General features: G+C 67.3%; 13 protein-coding genes. 4 read left to right on the top strand and 9 right to left on the bottom strand.

Features of this window, described 5'->3' with window-relative positions:
- Positions 1–115: 115 nt before the first annotated feature.
- Positions 116–1,000, bottom strand: coding sequence for an Fpg/Nei family DNA glycosylase (locus QNO06_RS01880; RefSeq protein ID WP_227913093.1), 885 nt, complete (start codon positions 998–1,000; stop codon positions 116–118).
- A gap of 31 nt (positions 1,001–1,031) precedes the next feature.
- Positions 1,032–2,549, bottom strand: a complete 1,518-nt coding sequence (locus QNO06_RS01875) for a helix-turn-helix domain-containing protein (protein WP_442860168.1) — start codon at positions 2,547–2,549, stop codon at positions 1,032–1,034.
- A 148-nt stretch (positions 2,550–2,697) separates the two neighbouring features.
- Here QNO06_RS01875 and aceA point away from each other — a divergent pair, with 148 nt between their 5' ends.
- From aceA to QNO06_RS01860, 3 genes are all read left to right on the top strand, one after another.
- Positions 2,698–3,996 (top strand): isocitrate lyase, encoded by a 1,299-nt coding sequence (gene aceA / locus QNO06_RS01870; protein ID WP_227913092.1) that lies wholly within the window; start codon positions 2,698–2,700, stop codon positions 3,994–3,996.
- 98 nt (positions 3,997–4,094) lie between these two features.
- On the top strand, positions 4,095–5,726 hold the full coding sequence (gene aceB, locus QNO06_RS01865) for a malate synthase A (protein WP_227913091.1): 1,632 nt from the start codon (positions 4,095–4,097) through the stop codon (positions 5,724–5,726).
- A 125-nt stretch (positions 5,727–5,851) separates the two neighbouring features.
- On the top strand, positions 5,852–6,505 hold the full coding sequence (locus tag QNO06_RS01860; RefSeq protein WP_227913090.1) for a DsbA family oxidoreductase: 654 nt from the start codon (positions 5,852–5,854) through the stop codon (positions 6,503–6,505).
- On the opposite strand, the gene QNO06_RS01855 is transcribed toward QNO06_RS01860, so the two are convergent.
- From QNO06_RS01855 to QNO06_RS01830, 6 genes are all read right to left on the bottom strand, one after another.
- The gene (locus QNO06_RS01855; protein WP_227913089.1) at positions 6,502–7,899 is read right to left on the bottom strand and encodes a M1 family metallopeptidase; all 1,398 of its coding nucleotides are present in this window, start codon (positions 7,897–7,899) and stop codon (positions 6,502–6,504) included. The genes QNO06_RS01860 and QNO06_RS01855 overlap by 4 nt on opposite strands.
- A 120-nt stretch (positions 7,900–8,019) precedes the next feature.
- Positions 8,020–8,199, bottom strand: a complete 180-nt coding sequence (locus QNO06_RS01850; RefSeq protein WP_227913088.1) for a hypothetical protein — start codon at positions 8,197–8,199, stop codon at positions 8,020–8,022.
- Positions 8,200–8,275: 76 nt separating this feature from the next.
- Positions 8,276–9,334: a hypothetical protein gene (locus QNO06_RS01845; protein WP_284162494.1), complete on the bottom strand. Its 1,059-nt coding sequence runs from the start codon at positions 9,332–9,334 to the stop codon at positions 8,276–8,278.
- Complete coding sequence (locus QNO06_RS01840) at positions 9,334–10,791, bottom strand: heparan-alpha-glucosaminide N-acetyltransferase domain-containing protein (RefSeq protein WP_227913086.1); 1,458 nt, start codon at positions 10,789–10,791, stop codon at positions 9,334–9,336. The genes QNO06_RS01845 and QNO06_RS01840 overlap by 1 nt, the downstream gene beginning before the upstream one ends.
- 25 nt (positions 10,792–10,816) lie before the next feature.
- Positions 10,817–11,797 (bottom strand): 4-hydroxy-tetrahydrodipicolinate synthase, encoded by a 981-nt coding sequence (gene dapA / locus QNO06_RS01835; RefSeq protein ID WP_227913085.1) that lies wholly within the window; start codon positions 11,795–11,797, stop codon positions 10,817–10,819.
- Positions 11,794–15,981: a Pls/PosA family non-ribosomal peptide synthetase gene (locus QNO06_RS01830; RefSeq protein WP_227913341.1), complete on the bottom strand. Its 4,188-nt coding sequence runs from the start codon at positions 15,979–15,981 to the stop codon at positions 11,794–11,796. Before QNO06_RS01830 ends, dapA begins: the two co-directional genes overlap by 4 nt.
- A gap of 303 nt (positions 15,982–16,284) precedes the next feature.
- Here QNO06_RS01830 and QNO06_RS01825 point away from each other — a divergent pair, with 303 nt between their 5' ends.
- Positions 16,285–17,460: a heparan-alpha-glucosaminide N-acetyltransferase domain-containing protein gene (locus tag QNO06_RS01825; RefSeq protein WP_227913084.1), complete on the top strand. Its 1,176-nt coding sequence runs from the start codon at positions 16,285–16,287 to the stop codon at positions 17,458–17,460.
- Here QNO06_RS01825 and QNO06_RS01820 read toward each other — a convergent pair.
- Complete coding sequence (locus QNO06_RS01820) at positions 17,457–18,173, bottom strand: 4'-phosphopantetheinyl transferase superfamily protein (RefSeq protein WP_227913083.1); 717 nt, start codon at positions 18,171–18,173, stop codon at positions 17,457–17,459. The two genes, QNO06_RS01825 and QNO06_RS01820, sit on opposite strands and share 4 nt — an antisense overlap.
- Between the last annotated feature and the right edge of the window lie 80 nt (positions 18,174–18,253).

The raw sequence follows: 18,253 nt of genomic DNA, 5'->3' as shown, positions 1-18,253 counted from the left end.
TTCCGAGGCCCGTAGGGGCCTGGAGGAAGGCGGCTTTAATATTCCCCGCGAGCTCTGCGAGCGCGGGAATTTCGTTGCCGCCGATCCAGGCCCCGAAGGGGCCATCCCTTTGGCCCTACTTGTCCAGTTTGGACATCCGCCGGTCCGCGAGGACCTTGCCGCCGGTCTGGCAGGTGGGACAGTACTGCAGCGACGAATCGGCGAAGGAGACTTCCCGGACGGTGTCTCCACACACCGGGCACGGCTGGCCCGTGCGGGCATGGACCTGCATGGCCTGCCGCTTGGAGTCCTTGAGTTCCGACGCCGGGCGGCCGGAGGCTGCGGCAATGGCCGCCTCCAGCGTGGTCCGCATGGCAACGAACAGCCGGCCTGCCTCGTCTGCGTCCAGCTTGGAGGCGTTGGCGAACGGTGAGAGGCGGGCTGCATGCAGGATTTCGTCGCTGTAGGCATTGCCGATCCCGGCAATGGCCGACTGGTCCCGGAGCAGGCCCTTGATCTGGCCGCGGTGGGCGGAAAGCAGCACAGCAAAGGCATCAAATCCGACGTCGAGCGCTTCAGGCCCCAGCCGCTCCACCCCCGGCACTTCCTCCAGGTTCCGCGCCAGGTACACGGCCAGTGACTTCTTGGTTCCAGCTTCGGTGAGGTCGAAGCCGGGCTCTTTGCCGTCGTCGCCGGCCGCGAACCGCACCCGCAGTGCCATGGCGCCTTTCCCTGGCCGCAGCCGGCCCGGCTTCAGCGCGTCGGACCAGCGCAGCCAGCCGGCCTTGGCCAGATGCATCACCAAATGCACGCCGCCCGCCGTGACCACCAGGAATTTGCCCCGCCGCTCCACCGCCTCCACCGCCTGGCCGTGGAGCGCGTCCAGCGGCACCCCGGCAGTCTTCAGCACGGCGAAGGAAAGCACTTCCACGTCGGAAACGACGGCGGGTGCCGCCTCGGCCGGGAGGAGCTTGGTTCGCAGGAAATCGGCAAGTCCCTGCACTTCGGGCATCTCAGGCATGGCCCTACCCTATGCGGTGGTCACGGACGCGTCACTGCTCCGAATGGGACTGCAGGAAGGAGTACACCTCGGTCTCGTCCACACCGGGGAACGCACCCGGCGGCAGTGCGGCCAGCAGATGTGAATGTGCCCGGGCGCTGGGCCACGCGAAGCCGGACCACTCCGAAGAGAGCTCGCCGGGAGGCGTGCGGCAGCAGTCCGGATCCGGGCAGCGGGATTTGGACCGCTCGGCGGTGTCCCGGCCGCGGAACCACTTCACATGCTGGTACGGCAGCCCGATGCTGACGGAGAACTTGCCGGCCGAGCCCCGCTCCACCCGGGCGGTGCACCAGTAGGTCCCGGCCGGCGTGTCCGTGTACTGGTTGAACGCGCTGAACTGGTCCGGCACCGAAAACACTTCCCGCGACGTCCAGTACCGGCAGATCGGCTGGCCCTCGATGGCGCCGGTGTGGTCCGCAGGGAACGTCACGCCGTCGTTCTCATAGGCCTTGTACACAATCCCGCTCTCGTGCACCTTTTGGAAGTGCGTGGGGATGCCCAGGTGCTCGGTGGCAAGGTTGGTGAACCGGTGCGCCGCCGTTTCATAGGACACCGCAAACGCGTCGCGGATATCTTCCACCGCAATTTCCTTGGCTGCCTTGGCCCGCTGCAGGAAATCGACTGTGGCCTTCTCCGGCAACAGCAGCGCCGCGGCGAAGTAATTGGTAGCCACCCGCTGGCCGAGGAACTCGCCGTAACTGCTGGGCGTCTGGTGCTGCAGGACAAAGTGGCCCAGCGCCTGCAGCAGCACCGAGCGCGGATCATGGTCCGAGCGCTGGGACTGGGTCAGGTAGATGCGGCGGTTCTTCAGGTCGGTCACGGAGCGGGTGGAGTGCGGCAGGTCGTTCACGTGGTGCAGGCTGAAGCCCAGGTGGGCGGCAATGTCAGCTATGACGTGCTGGGACAGCGGCCCGGAGGTGTGCCCCACGGACTTCAACACCTTCTGCGCCTCGGCCTCGTATTCCGGGAAGTAGTTGTTCCGCTCACGCATCATGGCCCGCAGTTCACCGTTGGCCCGGCGTGCCTCCTCGGGTGTGGCCACCTGCTCGTCCAGCCGGCGCTCCAGTTCGGCCTGCAGCCCCACGAGGGATTCGAGCACGTCCAGCGGCAGCCGCGAGCCGATGCGCACCTTCGGCAGGCCCAAAGAGGCGTAGAGGGGCCCGCGCTGCGCCCGTTCCAGTTCGATCTCCAGCGCTGCCCGGCGGCTTGGCGGCTCCGAGCCCAGCAGCGAGTCGATGCTGACATCCAGCGCAGCCGCCAGCGCCTGCATCATGCCCAGCTTGGGTTCGCGCTTGCCGTTTTCAATCAGGGACAGCTGCGACGCCACAGTTCCGACGGCGGCGCCCAGGTCATCCAGGGTCATGCCCTTGGCCTTGCGCAAATGCCGTACACGGCGCCCCAAGCTGATGACGTCCAGGGTGCTATCGGTGTCGCTTGCGGACTGCTTGCCGGTGGCGGCACCCGGCTTCCGGGGCGTGGGATTGGGCCGGTTCCATGTTGTACTCGTCACATTTTTCACCATACGCGAAGAACTGCATTTCTTTCCACACAAAAACCCTAGAAGAGGGGTTGTTGTTGGCACAGGCTTAGTTCACAGCAGGAAATTCCCGGTTTGAAGCGGACCGGAATGAATGAAATGAATTCGAGGAGATTTAGCAATGAGCCAGGACCAGAACACCGCCCCCACGGCCGAGCAGCTCACCCAGGAATGGGCCAGTGACCCCCGCTGGGAAGGCATCGAGCGGGACTACACCGCCGAAGACGTTGTGAAGCTGCGCGGCCGCGTGCAGGAAGAGCACACGCTGGCACGCCGCGGCGCCGAGAAGCTCTGGGACCAGCTGCGGGGCGCCGGCGATGAGGGCTACACCAATGCCTTGGGCGCCCTCACCGGCAACCAGGCCGTGCAGCAGGTCAAGGCCGGCCTGAAGGCCATCTACCTTTCCGGCTGGCAGGTAGCGGCCGATGCCAACAACTCCGGCCACACTTACCCGGACCAGTCCCTGTACCCAGCCAACTCGGTGCCCACCGTTGTCCGCCGCATCAACAACGCCCTGCTGCGCGCCGACCAGATCGAGTTCGCCGAAGGCATCCAGAGCGTGGATGACTACATGGTGCCGATTGTGGCCGACGCCGAGGCAGGTTTCGGCGGCCCGCTGAACGCCTACGAGCTGATGAAGTCCATGATCCAGGCCGGCGCCTCCGGCGTGCACTGGGAAGACCAGCTCGCCTCGGAGAAGAAGTGCGGCCACCTCGGCGGCAAGGTCCTGATCCCCACCGGCCAGCACATCCGCACCCTGAACGCAGCCCGCCTCGCGGCCGACGTCGCCGGCACCCCCACCGTGGTTATTGCCCGCACCGATGCCGAGGCAGCCACCCTGATCACGTCCGACGTCGACGAGCGGGATGCCGAGTTCATCACGGGCGAGCGCACAGCCGAAGGCTTCTACAAGGTCCGCAACGGCATTGAGCCCTGCATCGCCCGGGCCAAGGCCTACGCGCCCTACTCGGACCTGATCTGGATGGAGACCGGCACCCCGGATCTGGAGCTGGCCCGCAAGTTCGCCGAGGCTGTCCGCTCCGAATTCCCGGACCAGATGCTGGCGTACAACTGCTCGCCGTCCTTCAACTGGAAGAAGCACCTGGATGATGACACCATCGCCAAGTTCCAGCGCGAACTCGGCGCCATGGGCTTCAAGTTCCAGTTCATCACCCTGGCCGGCTTCCACGCCCTGAACTACTCGATGTTCGACCTGGCCCACGGCTACGCCCGCAACGGTATGAGTGCCTACGTGGAACTGCAGGAAAAGGAGTTCGGCTCCGAGTCCCGCGGCTACACCGCCACCAAGCACCAGCGTGAGGTTGGCACCGGTTACTTCGACGCCATCGCCACCGCGCTGAACCCCGAGGGCAGCACCCTGGCCCTGGCCGGTTCCACGGAATCCAGCCAGTTCCACTAACCCCGGCTCTTCAGCCGGATTCTGCGGGGGCGCCGGCCGCACCGGCCCCGCCCCCGCAGAATCACCCCACTGCTTTGAATTACCCCAAGGAGAACGCCATGAATGACCCGATCACCCTGAACGGAATTTCGCTGACCGCCCCCGCCGTGCGGCGTCAGGAAGAGATCCTCACCCCGCAGGCGTTGGACTTCGTCAAGGCGCTGCACAAGGCCACGGCCAGCCGCCGGCAGGAACTCCTGCAGCAGCGCCAGGCTCGCCGGACGCAGATCTCCAACGGCGCGGACCCGACGTTCCTGGCCGAAACCCGCAGCATCCGCGAAGACGGGACCTGGCGGGTGGCTCCCACGGCCCCCGGGCTGGAGGACCGCCGGGTGGAAATCACCGGCCCGGTGGACCGCAAGATGACCATCAATGCACTGAACTCCGGTGCCAAGGTCTGGCTGGCTGACATGGAGGACTCCTCCACGCCGTCGTGGTCCAACGTGGTCAACGGACAGCTGAACCTGCGCGACGCCCTGGACCGGAAGATCGACTTCACCTCCCCGGAAGGCAAGGAATACAAGCTCAGCGGTTCCTCTTTGACGGACCTGCCCACCATTGTGGTCCGTCCCCGCGGCTGGCACCTGCCCGAAAAGCACATGCTGATCGACAACACCCCCATTGCCGGCGGCATCGTGGACTTCGGCCTGTACTTCTTCCACAACGCGCAGCGTCTGATCTCGCAGGGCCGCGGCCCCTACTTCTACCTGCCGAAGATTGAAAACCACCTCGAAGCCCGCCTGTGGAATGACATCTTTGTGCTGGCACAGGACCTCATGGGCATCCCGCAGGGCACCATCCGGGCCACCGTGCTGATCGAAACCATCACCGCGGCCTTCGAGATGGAGGAAATCCTCTACGAACTGAAAGACCACGCCGCCGGCCTGAACGCCGGGCGCTGGGACTACATCTTCTCGGTAATCAAGAACTTCCGCACCCGCGGCCCCCGGTTTGTCCTGCCGGACCGCAACATGGTGACCATGACGGCGCCGTTCATGCGCACCTACACCGAACAGCTGGTGCGTGCCTGCCACCGGCGCGGGGCACACGCCATCGGCGGCATGGCCGCCTTCATCCCGAACCGCAAGGACGCCGCGGCCAACGACGTCGCCATGGAGAAGGTGCGCGCCGACAAGACCCGCGAGGCCGGCGACGGCTTCGACGGCTCATGGGTGGCACATCCGGACCTGGTGCCGGTGGCCATGGAGGTGTTCGACGGCGTACTCGGCGAGCGCCCGAACCAGCTGGAGCGGACCCGCGAGGACGTGGTGCCCGATGACAAGGCGCTGCTGGACATTGCTTCCACCCCGGGGGTTATCACCGAGGCCGGCATCCGCAGCAACATCGAGGTGGGCATCCGCTACATCGAGTCCTGGCTGCGCGGCAACGGTGCAGCGGCCATCAACAACCTGATGGAGGACGCCGCCACAGCGGAAATCTCCCGCTCGCAGATCTGGCAGTGGATCCACACCTCGGCCGTGACTGACGACGGCGAGATCGTGACGCACCAGTGGGTGGAGGAACTGCTCGACGAGGAGTTCGGCAACCTGCAGCGTTTCGACGGTGACCGGTTCAAGGACGCCCGTGAACTCTTTGAGGAAGTGGCGTGCGGGGAGCATTTCCCGACCTTCCTCACCGTGCCTGCCTACGCCCGCTTCCTGCACGAATCGCAGGAGCTGGCGCCGGCCTAACCCCTGGGGGTAGGGGTTAGTGCGGATACCGCTTCAGTATCCGCGCAGGCAGGGACCGGGAGCGCGTTCTGCACTGTTTCGACAGTGCGGGAATGCCTCCCGGTCCTTTCTGCGTTGGAGCCGGTATGAAGATTGATATCTGGTCCGACATTGCCTGCCCGTGGTGCTACATCGGCAAGCGCCGCTTCGAGGCCGCACTGGCCGCCTTCCCGCACCGGGACGAGGTGGAAGTGCAGTGGCGCAGCTTCCAGCTCGACCCCTCGCTGCCCGAACACTACGACGGCACCGAGGCCCAGTACCTGAGCGAGCGCAAGGGCATCGATCCCGGGCAGCTGGCCGGAATGCTGGAGCAGGTCACTGTCCAGGCCGCCGGTGAGGGCCTGTCCTATGACTATGACTCGCTGGTGGTTGCCAACAGCTTCTCCGCGCACCGGCTGATCCATCTGGCCCGCGCCGAGGGCGGCAACAGCGCTGCCGACGCCGCCAAGGAGGCGCTGCTCTCCGCCCACTTCGAGAAGGGGCAGGACATCGGAGCGGTGGATACCCTTGCCGAGATCGGCAGCCGGGTAGGCCTGGATCCCGAGCGGGTGCGGTCCATGCTGGCCGCCGAGGAGTTCGCCGAGGACGTCAACGCCGACATTGCCCAGGCCCGGTCACTCGGCATCAGCGGCGTGCCGTTCTTTGTGCTGGATGACAAGTACGGCATTTCCGGTGCCCAGCCCACTGACCTCTTCGCGTCGGCGCTGGACCAGGCCTGGCAGGAATCCCATCCGGCCTAGGCGGGGCGGGCGGCCGGCAGCGCCTGTTCGTACAGCCATGGAGTGAGCAGCCCGGCGGCCGAAACGCCGGCTGAACCGCAAATGCGCTCGGCCAGGTCCAGGAAGTTCCCGGTATCCGCACAACCGTGCCGGTATCGGGACGTCCACTCCTGCAGGAGATAAAAGAAGGCCCCGTCCCCGGCGGCACGGCGCAGCAGATGCAGGGCCACGGCACCACGGCGGTACACCCGTTCGTCGAACAGGGCTGCCGGGCCGGGATCGGCCAGCTGCAGGTCCTGCCGCTGGCCCCGCAGCCACGCCAGCTCGCGGTGGGCCCGCTCGTCGGTATCCTCGCCGTCGGCGGCTTCGGCCCACACCCATTCCGCGTAGGTGGCAAAACCCTCGTGCAGCCAGATGTCCTTCCAGCTGCGTGCAGTCACTGAATTCCCGAACCACTGGTGGGCCAGTTCATGGGCCACCAGCGGCTCCCCAGCGGTCTCCAAATGGTTGCGGCCGAAAACGGACACCGACTGGGCTTCCAGGGGGATCTCCAGCCGGTCATCGGCGACCACCACAGTGTAGGTTTTGAACGGATACGGTCCGAACCTAGCCGTGAACAGATCCATCATGGATTCTTGCCGGCCTAGTGCGGTCCGGGCTGCGCCTGCCAGCGAGGGCGGTACGAGAACGGACTGCGGCACCCGCCCCGGCAGACCCATGTTCCGATACCGGCCGATCTGCACGGTGGCCAGATACGTCGCCATCGGCTCGGTCTGCTCAAATACCCAGGTTTCCCGCCCCTTCCCGGCGGTCCGCGACACCAGAGCGCCGTTGCCGGCCACCCGGTAGCCTTCCTCAACGGTCACACTGAGGCGGTACCGCGCCTTTTCAGAAGGCAGGTCATTGCAGGGAAACCACGACGGCGCCCCGGTTGGCTGCCCTGCCACCAGCACCCCGTCGGTCAGTTCCTCCCAGCCGATGTCCCCCCACTGCCCGGCGTCTGGCCGCGGTTTTCCGCGGTAGCGGATGGACAGCACGAAGTTTTCGCCGCCCGCCAGCGGACGTTCCGGCAGTACCTCCAGCTTTGCCCGGCGCTGCCGGAAACTGCGGACGGCCACCGGATCCCCGGCCGTGGGGTCCGCCGGGGCGAAGCCGGCATCGGCGCCTTGCCGGCACACCAGCCGCACTTCTTCCACCCGCAACCGCCGGTCCAGATCCAGGACAATCCGGTCGGTGCGGTCCGTGCGGTCCGGATGATTTCGGACGGTTCCGGCCAGGTGGGCCACGGCCGCCAGCCGGTTGGACCTGACGCTGTAGTCCAGCCGCAGGTCATAGTGGTGAATGTTCACCTCATCGCTGCCGTGGGTGGGGGTGTAAGGATCAGGGGCGCTCCGCTGCTCTCCGGCCTGCTGCATGCCGGAGAGCATGCCACGGCGGCGGGGCGGCAGGTACGCGTAGTCGGGGTCAGGGCTGCCCCGACTGGTTTACCCGTCCGGAGTTTACCCGTCCGAAGTTTTCCCGTCCCGGGGGGCAAACTAGTCGTCGGAGCCGGAAAGGCCCTCTGCCGGGAGTTCTGAGGCGTATCGGATCCAGCGCAACCGGTCTTCTTCCGGCAGGCTCTCCCACGCCGGGGCTTCGGGCATCCATAGCCCGGGCAGGAACGCCATGCGTTCCTCATACAGCCGCCGGCCTGCTTCCGCTGCGTCAGCGTCCATTCAGGTAGCCCGGGGCGGCGGAAATTCGGTTCACCCCAGCAGTTTATTCAATCCAGCAGCCCAATGCAGGCCCGGCTCACCGGCTAGTGCCGCGAACGGAAGAGCCCGTCCGGGATTCTTCCGCAGCAGACCCTTCCGCCGGCGGTCCCTCCGGCAGCGGTCGTTCCGTTGGTTTCTCGGTTGGTTTCTCCGTTGATGACTCCGTTGACGGCTCCGGCCGGGTGCCGCCCGCGCCGCCGTCGGGCCTGTGTTTGCGGCCGGCGCTCCGGAAGGCCAGCCGGATCACAAACGCCATCGCGGCAACCACCGCCAGGGTGGCTGCACCGGTGGTCATGGTCTCGGCCCGATCCTGCGCGGCTTCTGCTTTTTCTTCCGCGCGGGCCGCCGCGGAGGCCACGCCGTCGGCAGCTGCCGTGGAGGCAGTGAAAACGTCATCCACCGTGCCCATCACGATGCGATCCCCGGGGACCGCGGTTTTCAGCAACCGCACCACCGTGGACAAATCCGTGGATATGCACCCCCAGGTGGGCGCGTACCCGGCGTGGAAGAAGATGGCAAAAGAGGCACCCTGGCGGGTGGGCATGTCCGGCGGGCGGTTCCAGTTGATGACGGCCGCCTGCTCGTATAGTCCCTGCTGCATGTACCCCCAAAGGTTTTCATCCGCCGGCCCGCCCGTGCCCTCGAAGTACTGGTTGTAGCTGGGACCGTGTTCCCCGCCCCACCGCGAGGCGGGGTTCAGCGTGTAATAGGTCAGCTGCGTTCCGGGATTGGCACGTCCCAGGGCCTCCGTTATCGTGAAGGACCCGGTCGGCGAATACAGCGTGTTCTCCCACATGCTTCCCGGCGGGGCGAACCCGTTGCGGCCGCTGAACCCCCACGACTTCCACTCCTGCACGTAGCTGTCCCCTTGGCGTACACAGCCGATTAGGCGGGTCTCCGTGGCGCCGTACGTTTCCGCCGTTGCGAAGGTGACGCGCTCGGCGTCGGCCACGTCGTACCGCACCTCCCCTGCGGTGAGGCGGGCGCACGGGTCCGCTTCCTGTGGAGAGGCAGCAGCTGGCGCCGCGAGCAGCGCCGAGCCGAACACAGCGCCCAGCACAGCCCTCAGCATCCGCTGCCGGGAGGTTAAAGGCATCAACTGCGCTGCCGGTTACGGTGCCTGCCCCGGGCCTCTGCTTCCAGCGCCTGCCGCCTCCCCATGGGCGGCGGCGGTGGTGCAGTCGAGGCGGAAGCGGCGGAAGGGGAAACTCTGTCCGGCTGGATGGACGGCGGAGTGGATGGCGGCGGTGGTGCCGCGCTGCGGATCGAAAACGGCTGCCCTTCCGTCCCGGCCGGCGTCCCGGAGGGGAGCCGGGCCTCGCCGGGCTTCCGTTCCGCTCCGTATTCGGCAGTCCGTTGAGCGGCCGCTTTTCTGCCCGCCCGTTCCAGATATGTGCTGCGGACCCGTTTAGACGCTTCGGATACAACCCGTTCGAGCGGGCCCTGCGCGTTGAACCGTTGCCAGGCGTAGGCGAAGCCTGCCACGATCATGAGCTGCACAATCAGGGACAGGGGCGGCCGGTCCTCGAACAGGCCGGTGGCCAGGAGCAACAGATGCAGTGAGTACAGGGTCAGGGTCATTTTCCCCAGGACGGCCAGTGGGGCAAGCACTGCGGAGGCTGCCTTGCCCAGCAGGAGGAGGATTCCGAGGAACGCCACCGCCGTGCCGATTGTATTGAGCAGGACCAGCGGCGTGCTGGAGTAGGGCGTCAAGGAAGCCAACCACCACCACGTGTCCGTTGGCAGCGTGGGATCCGGGCCCCACATCAGGGTGTCGTACACGGTCTCCTCGGGGGTGGAGGACCACACAGAGGCAGCGTCCACCAGCTGGTCCCGGCCGCCCAGCGGTCCCAGCAGAAATGCCGACAGGGCCGCTGTGGCTACGGCGAGGCCCACTCCGGCCACGACCAGCCGGAGCTGGACCTTGCGCTCGGCGAGGTCCAGCCGCCCAATCGCCAGTCCCGCGCATACATAGGCCATCCAAGGCAGGGCCGGATAAGTGCCGCTGAGCAGCACCTGGCCCAAGACATCCCCCGGCGCCTGCACCAGCGTGGAAAAATTCGGTTCCACTCCGCCCATGTCGGCCAGTGAGTCCCGGGTTGCCTGCATCAGCACCGGAGCGGTGAGGGCGATCAGCGCTGACAGGATCAGGAGTGTCCGCGCACGCAGCCGAAGCAACGGCAGCGCCAGCAGGAACATCACCCCGTAATAGACCAGGATGACCTGCGCGTAGATCACCAGGAATCCCAGCAAAAGTCCGATGACGGTGATCAGGACTGCGCGCACGGCAAGCCCCAGCCTCGCCGCCGTCATGCGCTCGCCGCGCGGCGGATACTGCCCTCCGGACATAAAGGCCAGGGATACCCCGGCCAGGAGGGCAAACAGTGCAGCGCCCCGTCCTGCGAATACCAGCCAGGTGAAGGTGGGTTCAAAGTCTTCGTTCCAGCCGGGAAGGACGTGGATGGCCATCATTGCCACCAACGCCGCCCCCCTGGCTGCGTCGACGCCCCCTATGCGGCGCTTGGCCGCGCCTGTCCGGGTCGGTTCACTCACCGCCACCCCCCTTCCTCCGCCACAGTCAATGCGTCGGAGCTAGAGCATCAGGGACCGCCGTGCCGTGCGCAAGCGTAGTGGGCAACCCAGCCGCGGAGAGGTCTGCGAGCAGCAGCGCGGTTTCATCCGCATCGAGGTCTGCAAGCGGACCGCGCACAGGACCGGCCGGAAGACCCAGTTTCCGCAGTGCGGCCTTGGCGGACGCAGCCCCCGGGCAGCGGAACATTCCGGTGTAGATAGGCAGCAGTTCGCGGTGGATCCGAAGCGCCTCGTCCACCCGGCCCCCGGCGAAGGCTGCGGCGAGCGCCCGCAGCCGGTCAGCGGCGACGTGCCCCACCACCGAGACCATGCCGACGGCGCCGATGGAGAGCAGGGGCAGGTTCAGGACGTCGTCTCCCGAGTAGTAGACCAGGGAGCTGTGCTGCATGACCCATGAGGAGGAGGCCAGGTCTCCCTTGGCATCCTTGACCGCCACGATGTTCGGGTGTTTCCCGGCGGCCACCAGGGTTTCCGGTGCAATGGCGACGCCGGTGCGGACAGGGATGTCATAGAGCATGACCGGGAGGTCGGTGCTGTCGGCTATGGCCTCGAAGTGGCGCAACAGGCCCTTTTGCGACGGGCGTGAGTAGTACGGAGCCACTACCAGCAGCCCGTCCGCCTGCTGCTCGGCGGCGGCGCGCGCCAACGCAATGCTGTGCCGGGTGTCGGTGGACCCCACGCCGGCGATGACCCGCCGCCCGGTTCCCTGCGTGACGCGTTTGGCCGAATGGACCATGGACGCCTTTTCCCAGTCCGAGGTCGCAAAGGACTCGCCGGTGGTTCCATTGACCACCACGGCATCGTTCCAGCCGTCCCGCAGGAGCCAGCGGGTGAGTTCCTCGGCGCCGTTCTGGTCCAGCTGGCCGTGCTCGTCCAGCGGCGTAACCATGGCGGTGAGGATCCGCCCGAACCGGCGGCAGACCATGTCCGCTGCGGTTTCCCCGGTGCTGCCCGTATAAATGTTCATACCCTTGCTCCTGCGGATTTGTACTGGTTCATTTTGCGGTGCCGTGCCCGCCGCTGGGCAGGACGGCTTTGGTCCCAGTGCGCCAGCGGGTTTCCGCACCAGGCGCTGTTGACCGGGACGCTCTCGCCCCGCATCAGCAGCGAGCAGCCGCCCACGGTGCCGCCTTCTTCGATGGCGCTGCCCGGCAGGACGATGCTGTTCGGGCCAAGGGTGGCGCCGTCTTCCAGCCGCACCTCGTCCAGCCGCATGATGCGGTCGTGGAAGAGGTGGGTCTGCAGGACGGTTCCGCGGTTGATGCTGGCACCGTCGCCCACTTCTATCAGGTCGAACTCCGGAAGCCACCACGTTTCACACCACACGCTGCGGCCGATCCGTGCGCCCATCCAGCGCAGCCAGGCGTTGAGCATGGGGGTGCCCAGGCTCATCCGGACCAGCCCCGGTACGGCCAGCGATTCGGAGAACACATCGGCCAGTTCATTGCGCCACACAAACGAGCTCCACAGCGGATGTTCGGTGGCCTCGAAACGGCCCACCAGGAGCCATTTCGCCGCCACGGCAAGCAGCGCCGCGGCAATACCGCTGACCAGCAGCACCGGCCCGGACCATATAACGGCGGCCAGGAAACCGAAGGTATCCCACAGGGCGGACAGCACCCACACGGTGGCCAGGGCCAGCCAGGCGGTGATCACCGCCGGCAGGATCCGGCAGGCTTCCACGGCGCTGCGGGCTACCAGTAACCGGCGGGGAGGTTCGTAGGTCCGTGAGGTGTCCCCGACTTGCACCGGACGGGGCAGTTCCACGGCCGGGCGGCCGAACCACGAGGTACCCGCAGGCATCTGCGGAGGCGCCGAGGACAGGACAGCGATGAGGGAATTCTCCGGCACCCGGGTGTCCGGCCCCACTATGGCGGAGTTACCCACGAAGGATTTTTCACCCACACCCGCCGGCCCCAAGTGGAGCCAGCCTTTCCGGACCCGCCGCATGGAGACCATGGAGTGGTCCGCCAGGAAAGACCGGTCGCCCAGGTCCGTGAGGTGCGGAACGGTTTCCATGGTGGAGATTTCCACGTGCCGGCCCACTTTGGCTCCCAGCAGGCGCAGCCATGCGGGGGTAAGCACACTGGCGTACAGCGGGTACATGGTGATCAGGGAGCGGCTCAGCAGCAGGGTGCTCAGCCAGGAGGCCCACCCGGACACGCCATTAGCCGGGTGCATGCCCGGGGGCATCAGCCTGGCCGTGGAGCGGACCACGGCGGCTATCAGCATCAGATAGGTGACCATGGCGCTGACCACAAAAACCGGTGACCAGAGGGCAAGGATCCACAGGGCTTCCGTCAAGGAACCAACCCCGTTCAGGAGCCACAGCATCAGGGCAGAGCCGGGGACCAGGGAGGCCAGGTTAAGCAGGGTCAGTCCGCCCAGCGCCGCAGAGTAGAGCAGCCGCACACCGCGTGTCTGCGGTGCGGTTGCCGGGTCCGCGGGCCAGCCGCCGCCGGCCGTGCCCACCTTCTGCATCTGCGATCCCGCCCAAAGCTCGCCGGCGGGGACTTCCCCGGAGACCAGGGTTCCCGGCTCGGTTTCGGCTCCCCGGCCGACCTTCGCGCCGCCCATCAGCGTGGAGCGGGTGCCGATCCGGGCGTCGTCGGCCACGTGCACCGCACCAATGTGCAGCTGTCCGCCCTCCACCCAATGCCCGGCCAGGTCCACTTCATACTCGATGGAGGACCGGTCGCCGAAGGAGGCGAAGCCGGTAACCGGCGGCATGGCGTCCAGGTGCACGTCCTCACCCACCCGGCAACCCAGCGCGCGGGCGTACCAAGTGCCCAGGGGTGTGCCCATGATGGGTTCCAGCTTGCAGTACGTCACAATCCGTTCAGCAGCCCACAGCCGCAGGTGCGTGCTGCCGCCGCGGCGGTAGATCCCGGGACCCACGCCTACCAGCAGGAGCCGGCAGGAGACCACCGCGCCCAGCATCCGGGCCGGCAGGCTGTACAGGGCGAGCCAGGCGGCCAGGGTCGGAATCAGCGGCGGATCCGGTGTCCACGGGCTGCCCACCGTGTGGGTCATGACCATGCACACCACGGCGATGCCGGTGACGTACCGGAGGCCGGTGATCCCGTAGAGGGCAATAATCAGCGGGGTCTGGGCCAGGCCCAGCCACCACGGTGACTGCGGCGTGGGCCGGACATCCAGCTCTGAATCGCGCAGGGACGCCAAGTGCTCGGACATGGCGCTGAGGGTTGGATGCTCGTAGATGTCAGCCACGGAAACCTTTGGATACCGCTCGCGCAGGGCTGAAACCAGTTGGGCCGCGGCGAGGCTGGCACCGCCGAGGGCAAAGAAATCGCTCTCCTCGGTGAGCGGCAGCGGGCCGAGGAGGTCCGTCCAGCGCTGTCCCAGCCACCGGAGGTCGGCGTTGAGCTCCACCCGGACGTCGGCGGGTGTATCGACCATGGGCAACGGCCAGGGCAGCGATTTGCGGTCCACCTTGCCGGAGGCCTTCAACGGCAGCTCGTCCACAATACCGAGGGACGGAACCAGGGCAGCGGGCAGCTGCTTGGCCAGCTGCGCGCGAGCCGCTGCCAGGTCCAGTGCCGCTCCGGCAGCAGGAACCAGATATCCGGCCAGGACCTTGTTGCCGGATTTCGTCGCATGGACCGCAGCGGACGCGGCCGCCACCCCCGGCAGCCGGCTCAGCGCGTCGTCGAGCTCCCCCAGTTCGATCCGGCGGCCGCCAACCTTGATTTGCTCATCCACCCGCCCCACGAAAACCAGGCCTTCGGGTTCAGCCCGGACATGGTCCCCGCTGAAATAGGCCCGTTCCCAGCCCAGCGCGGGAAGGGGCGTGAACTTCTCTGCATCCTTCTGCGGGTCGAGGTAGCGGGATACTCCTACTCCGGAGATCACCAGTTCGCCTACCTCGCCCCACTTCACCGGCTGCCGGTCTTCCCTGACCACGGCCAGATCCCAGCCGGCCAAGGGCAACCCGATGCGGACCGGAGGTTTCCCGTCCAGGAGCGCGCCGCAGGCGATGACCGTGGTTTCGGTTGGACCGTACGTATTCCACACTTCCCGCCCGGGCCCAAGCAGGCGCCGGACCAGATCCTCGGGGCAGGCCTCTCCGCCGAAGATCAGCAGCCGCACCCGCTGGAGGGTCTCCGTGGACCAGTGCGCGGCGAGGCTGGGCACCGTGGAGACGGCGGTGATCCGGCGTTCCACCAGCCACGGCCCCAGGTCCGCGCCGGAACGGACCACCGACCGCGGTGCCGGGACCAAGCAGGCGCCGTGCGCCCAAGCCAGCCACATCTCCTCGCAGGAGGCATCAAAGCTGACCGACAGGCCGGCCAGCACTCGGTCCCCGGGGCTGAGCGGCGCATCCACGCAGTAGAGCGAAGACTCAGCATCCACCAGGGCTGCGGCGGAACGGTGCGTGACGGCCACGCCCTTGGGTTTCCCGGTGGAACCCGAGGTGAAAATGATCCACGCATCGTCTTCGGGGTGCGGGTGGGGGCTGTGTCCGCCCACGGGCACGCCCTGCAGCAGGTTCAGTTCCAGTCCTGCCTCGACGACGGCGCATACCCCGCCCTCGGCCCAGACCAGGTCTGCTCGGCCGGCCGGTTCGTCTGAATCGACCGGGACATAGGCGGCCCCGGCATAAAGCACACCGAGTATGGCCACGTAGAGGTCCACGGAGCCGGACGGCACATAGATTCCCACCCGGTCTCCGGCCCCGATGCCGCCGGCCCACAACCTGCGGGCCAGTGCCTGCACCTGGAACTCCAGCTCCGCGTAGCTCAGCGATACGGCGCCGTCGTCGATGGCGGGTGCGCCCGGATAGGCGGAAACGGTTTCGGTAAGGATGTCCATGAGCGTGCGCTGTTCCGGAGTGCGGTCTCCGTGGAACACCGCCAAGCCGTCGCGTGCGGGAGGCGGATTGGTGATCACCTGGGTGGCGGCTCCGCCTTTGCTGCTGCCGGCATTCGCCGCTTCCTGCGCCGTGGCGTGGAGGGAAGGGTCATTGCCGGGTCCTGCTGGGGTCCGGACGGTTTCGAATTCGGCCGCCGAGCCCTGGGGGATTTCGGGCATATTCATGTAGAGCGGTTCTCCCTGCTGGTGCTGCTCAAAACCGCGGCCGTTCGGGCCGCGCATCCGTCCCTGCAGAAGGCTGGGACCGAGCAGAAACATAGGCAACCAGCGGCCGCCTTACACGAGTACCGCAGCCGCGGGAAGCACTCGGGACCGGCGTTAATCACTCCCGTGGGGGCCGGGATTACTCGCATGGCTACCTGACCTCATAACGGCCGGATGGGCAGGTGCCGTGAGCGGCTGGGCCGGGAGGCCGCAGGTATTTCGCCGCCCAGAAAGCTCACAGGTTGGTCTCAGATTTCAAACAGGTTACGAACAGGTGGCATTGATTGCGTGTGTCTTCCCGGTGCCCCGCGTCTGACGGGCCCGGGACCGGAAACTTCGCCGGATGGGATGTTCCAGATGTCACCTACAGCATCGCCGCGGTTCGCCGGGGTGGACGCAGCCCGAGGGCTCGCTCTTTTCGGGATGATGGCCGTCCATGTCCTGCCCGAAGCAGGCAGTGATTTGGAGCCGACCCTGCCCTGGCTGTTGTTCGCGGGAAAGGCCGCAGCTCTTTTCGCGGTGCTTGCCGGGGTCTCCCTGTCCTTCATCACCAGGACGGCACGGGTTGAGCGGGGCGGCGCCCTCACGGCGGTCCGGTGGGCAGTGGCGGCCCGCGCCGGAATGATCTGCGCCCTGGGCCTGACCATTGCCTACGTGGACATGCCGGCGTTCATCATCCTCGCGTACTACGGGGCCATGTTTGCCTTGGCCATACCGTTCCTGGGTGTTTCCACTCGAACGCTGCTGGCGGCGGCCGGCGTGTTTGCCCTGCTCGGTCCGGTCCTTATGCAGGCCCTGCGGGATTCGCTCCCCGAACCCGGTTACGACCCGACTTTCAGCACGGTGCTGACCGAGCCCGGCGTTTTCCTGAGCCAACTGCTGCTCACCGGCACGTACCCGGCCATCCCTTGGATGGCCTACATCTGCACCGGCCTGGCCGTGGGCCGGCTCCGGCTGAATGAATCCGCGGTGCAGTTGAAGCTGCTGGCGGGGGGCACGGCGCTGGCTATCGGTGCCTGGCTCGCCTCGGTCCTGCTGTTGGACGGCCCGGGACAGGGTTTTGACCGGTTGGTGGAGGTGGATCCGGATCTGGTGGCCGCGCAGATCCGCGACGCCGCCGTCTGGGGTCCCGAGGGTTACCTGCCGACGTCGTCCTGGTGGTGGCTGGCGCTTGTATCCCCGCACACCACCACTCCCCTGGACCTGCTGCACACCACCGGTGTTGCCGTTGCAGTGCTGGGCGCCTTGTTGTTCCTGGCCCGCTACGCGGGCAAGGCCCTGCTGGTGTTATCCGCGCCCGGCCGGATGACGCTTACCCTGTACTGCGCCCACCTGCTGTTCCTGGGCACGGGCGCCCTGGCCGTCCTTCCGTATCTCTCACTCTGGCTGCAGATTGCGGTGTTCATCGTTTTTGCCGTGTTCTGGCAGCGGGCAGGGAAACAGGGGCCGCTGGAGAAGTGGATCTCGCGCGGCTCCGGAGCGGCCCGGCAGGCGGCGCTCCGACGCTATCCGGATCCCCAGCCCGAACACTAGGCCGGCTGGGCGCCCGCCGCCGGGGCCAGGACTTCCACCGTGTGCCGGAGCACCCCGACGGCGTAGGACAGCACAAATCCGGCCGGAAGACCCAACTGTTCCGGCCCGACGTCGTACGCCCGCATGGACGCCCGCAGAGACTTACCCGGAACGGCGGATGCGGCCGTCTCCACCGTGCGCGGGTCCACCCGCAGCCCGTGGCCGGCCGCCTTGAGCAGCGCTTCCTTGCGCACCCACAGCTGGGCGCGCAGCCTTGGGCGGTCCGGTTCGGCGAGCTCGGCGATGGCCGCCTTTTCCGCCGCAGTGGCCATTACATCTTCCAGACCGGCCCCCTGGAAGGCCTCCGCGCCCGCGTCCTCCAGGTCCACCCCGACGCCGGCCGGCGCCGCCGCCGCGGCCAGCCATCCGCCGCTGCGGCTGAAACTGAACTGCAGGGGCGCCGGCTGCCCGTCCACGAAATAGAGCGGCCGGCCGTGTGATCCGTCGTTGCCGTGCGTGCAGTCCGCGCAGTGCGCGGTGGCGGTGACAGCTGTTTCGGGTACCCCCAGCAGTCCGGCCACCAAGGCGCGGGCTGCCAGCCGTCCGGCCAGGAAGCGGTGCCGGTCCGCCTCGCGGTACATGGCGGCTGCACGGGCGCGCACCGGTTCGGCAAGGCTGCCGGCAGCGCTGATATCCGCCGCATCCAGCCACCGCGTGGCAATCCGGACCGCCATGCTCCCGGCCCCGGCCCTTTCATCCCCGGCCCCGGTTTCCCCTGTCCCGGTTGCCGCGGCCGCCTCCCCCACTGCCCCCA

This window comes from Arthrobacter sp. zg-Y20, assembly GCF_030142075.1.
Classification (GTDB): Bacteria; Actinomycetota; Actinomycetes; order Actinomycetales; family Micrococcaceae; genus Arthrobacter_B.
Note: the sequence above shows the minus strand (reverse complement) of the source record. Positions and strands in the feature narration are given on the sequence as shown.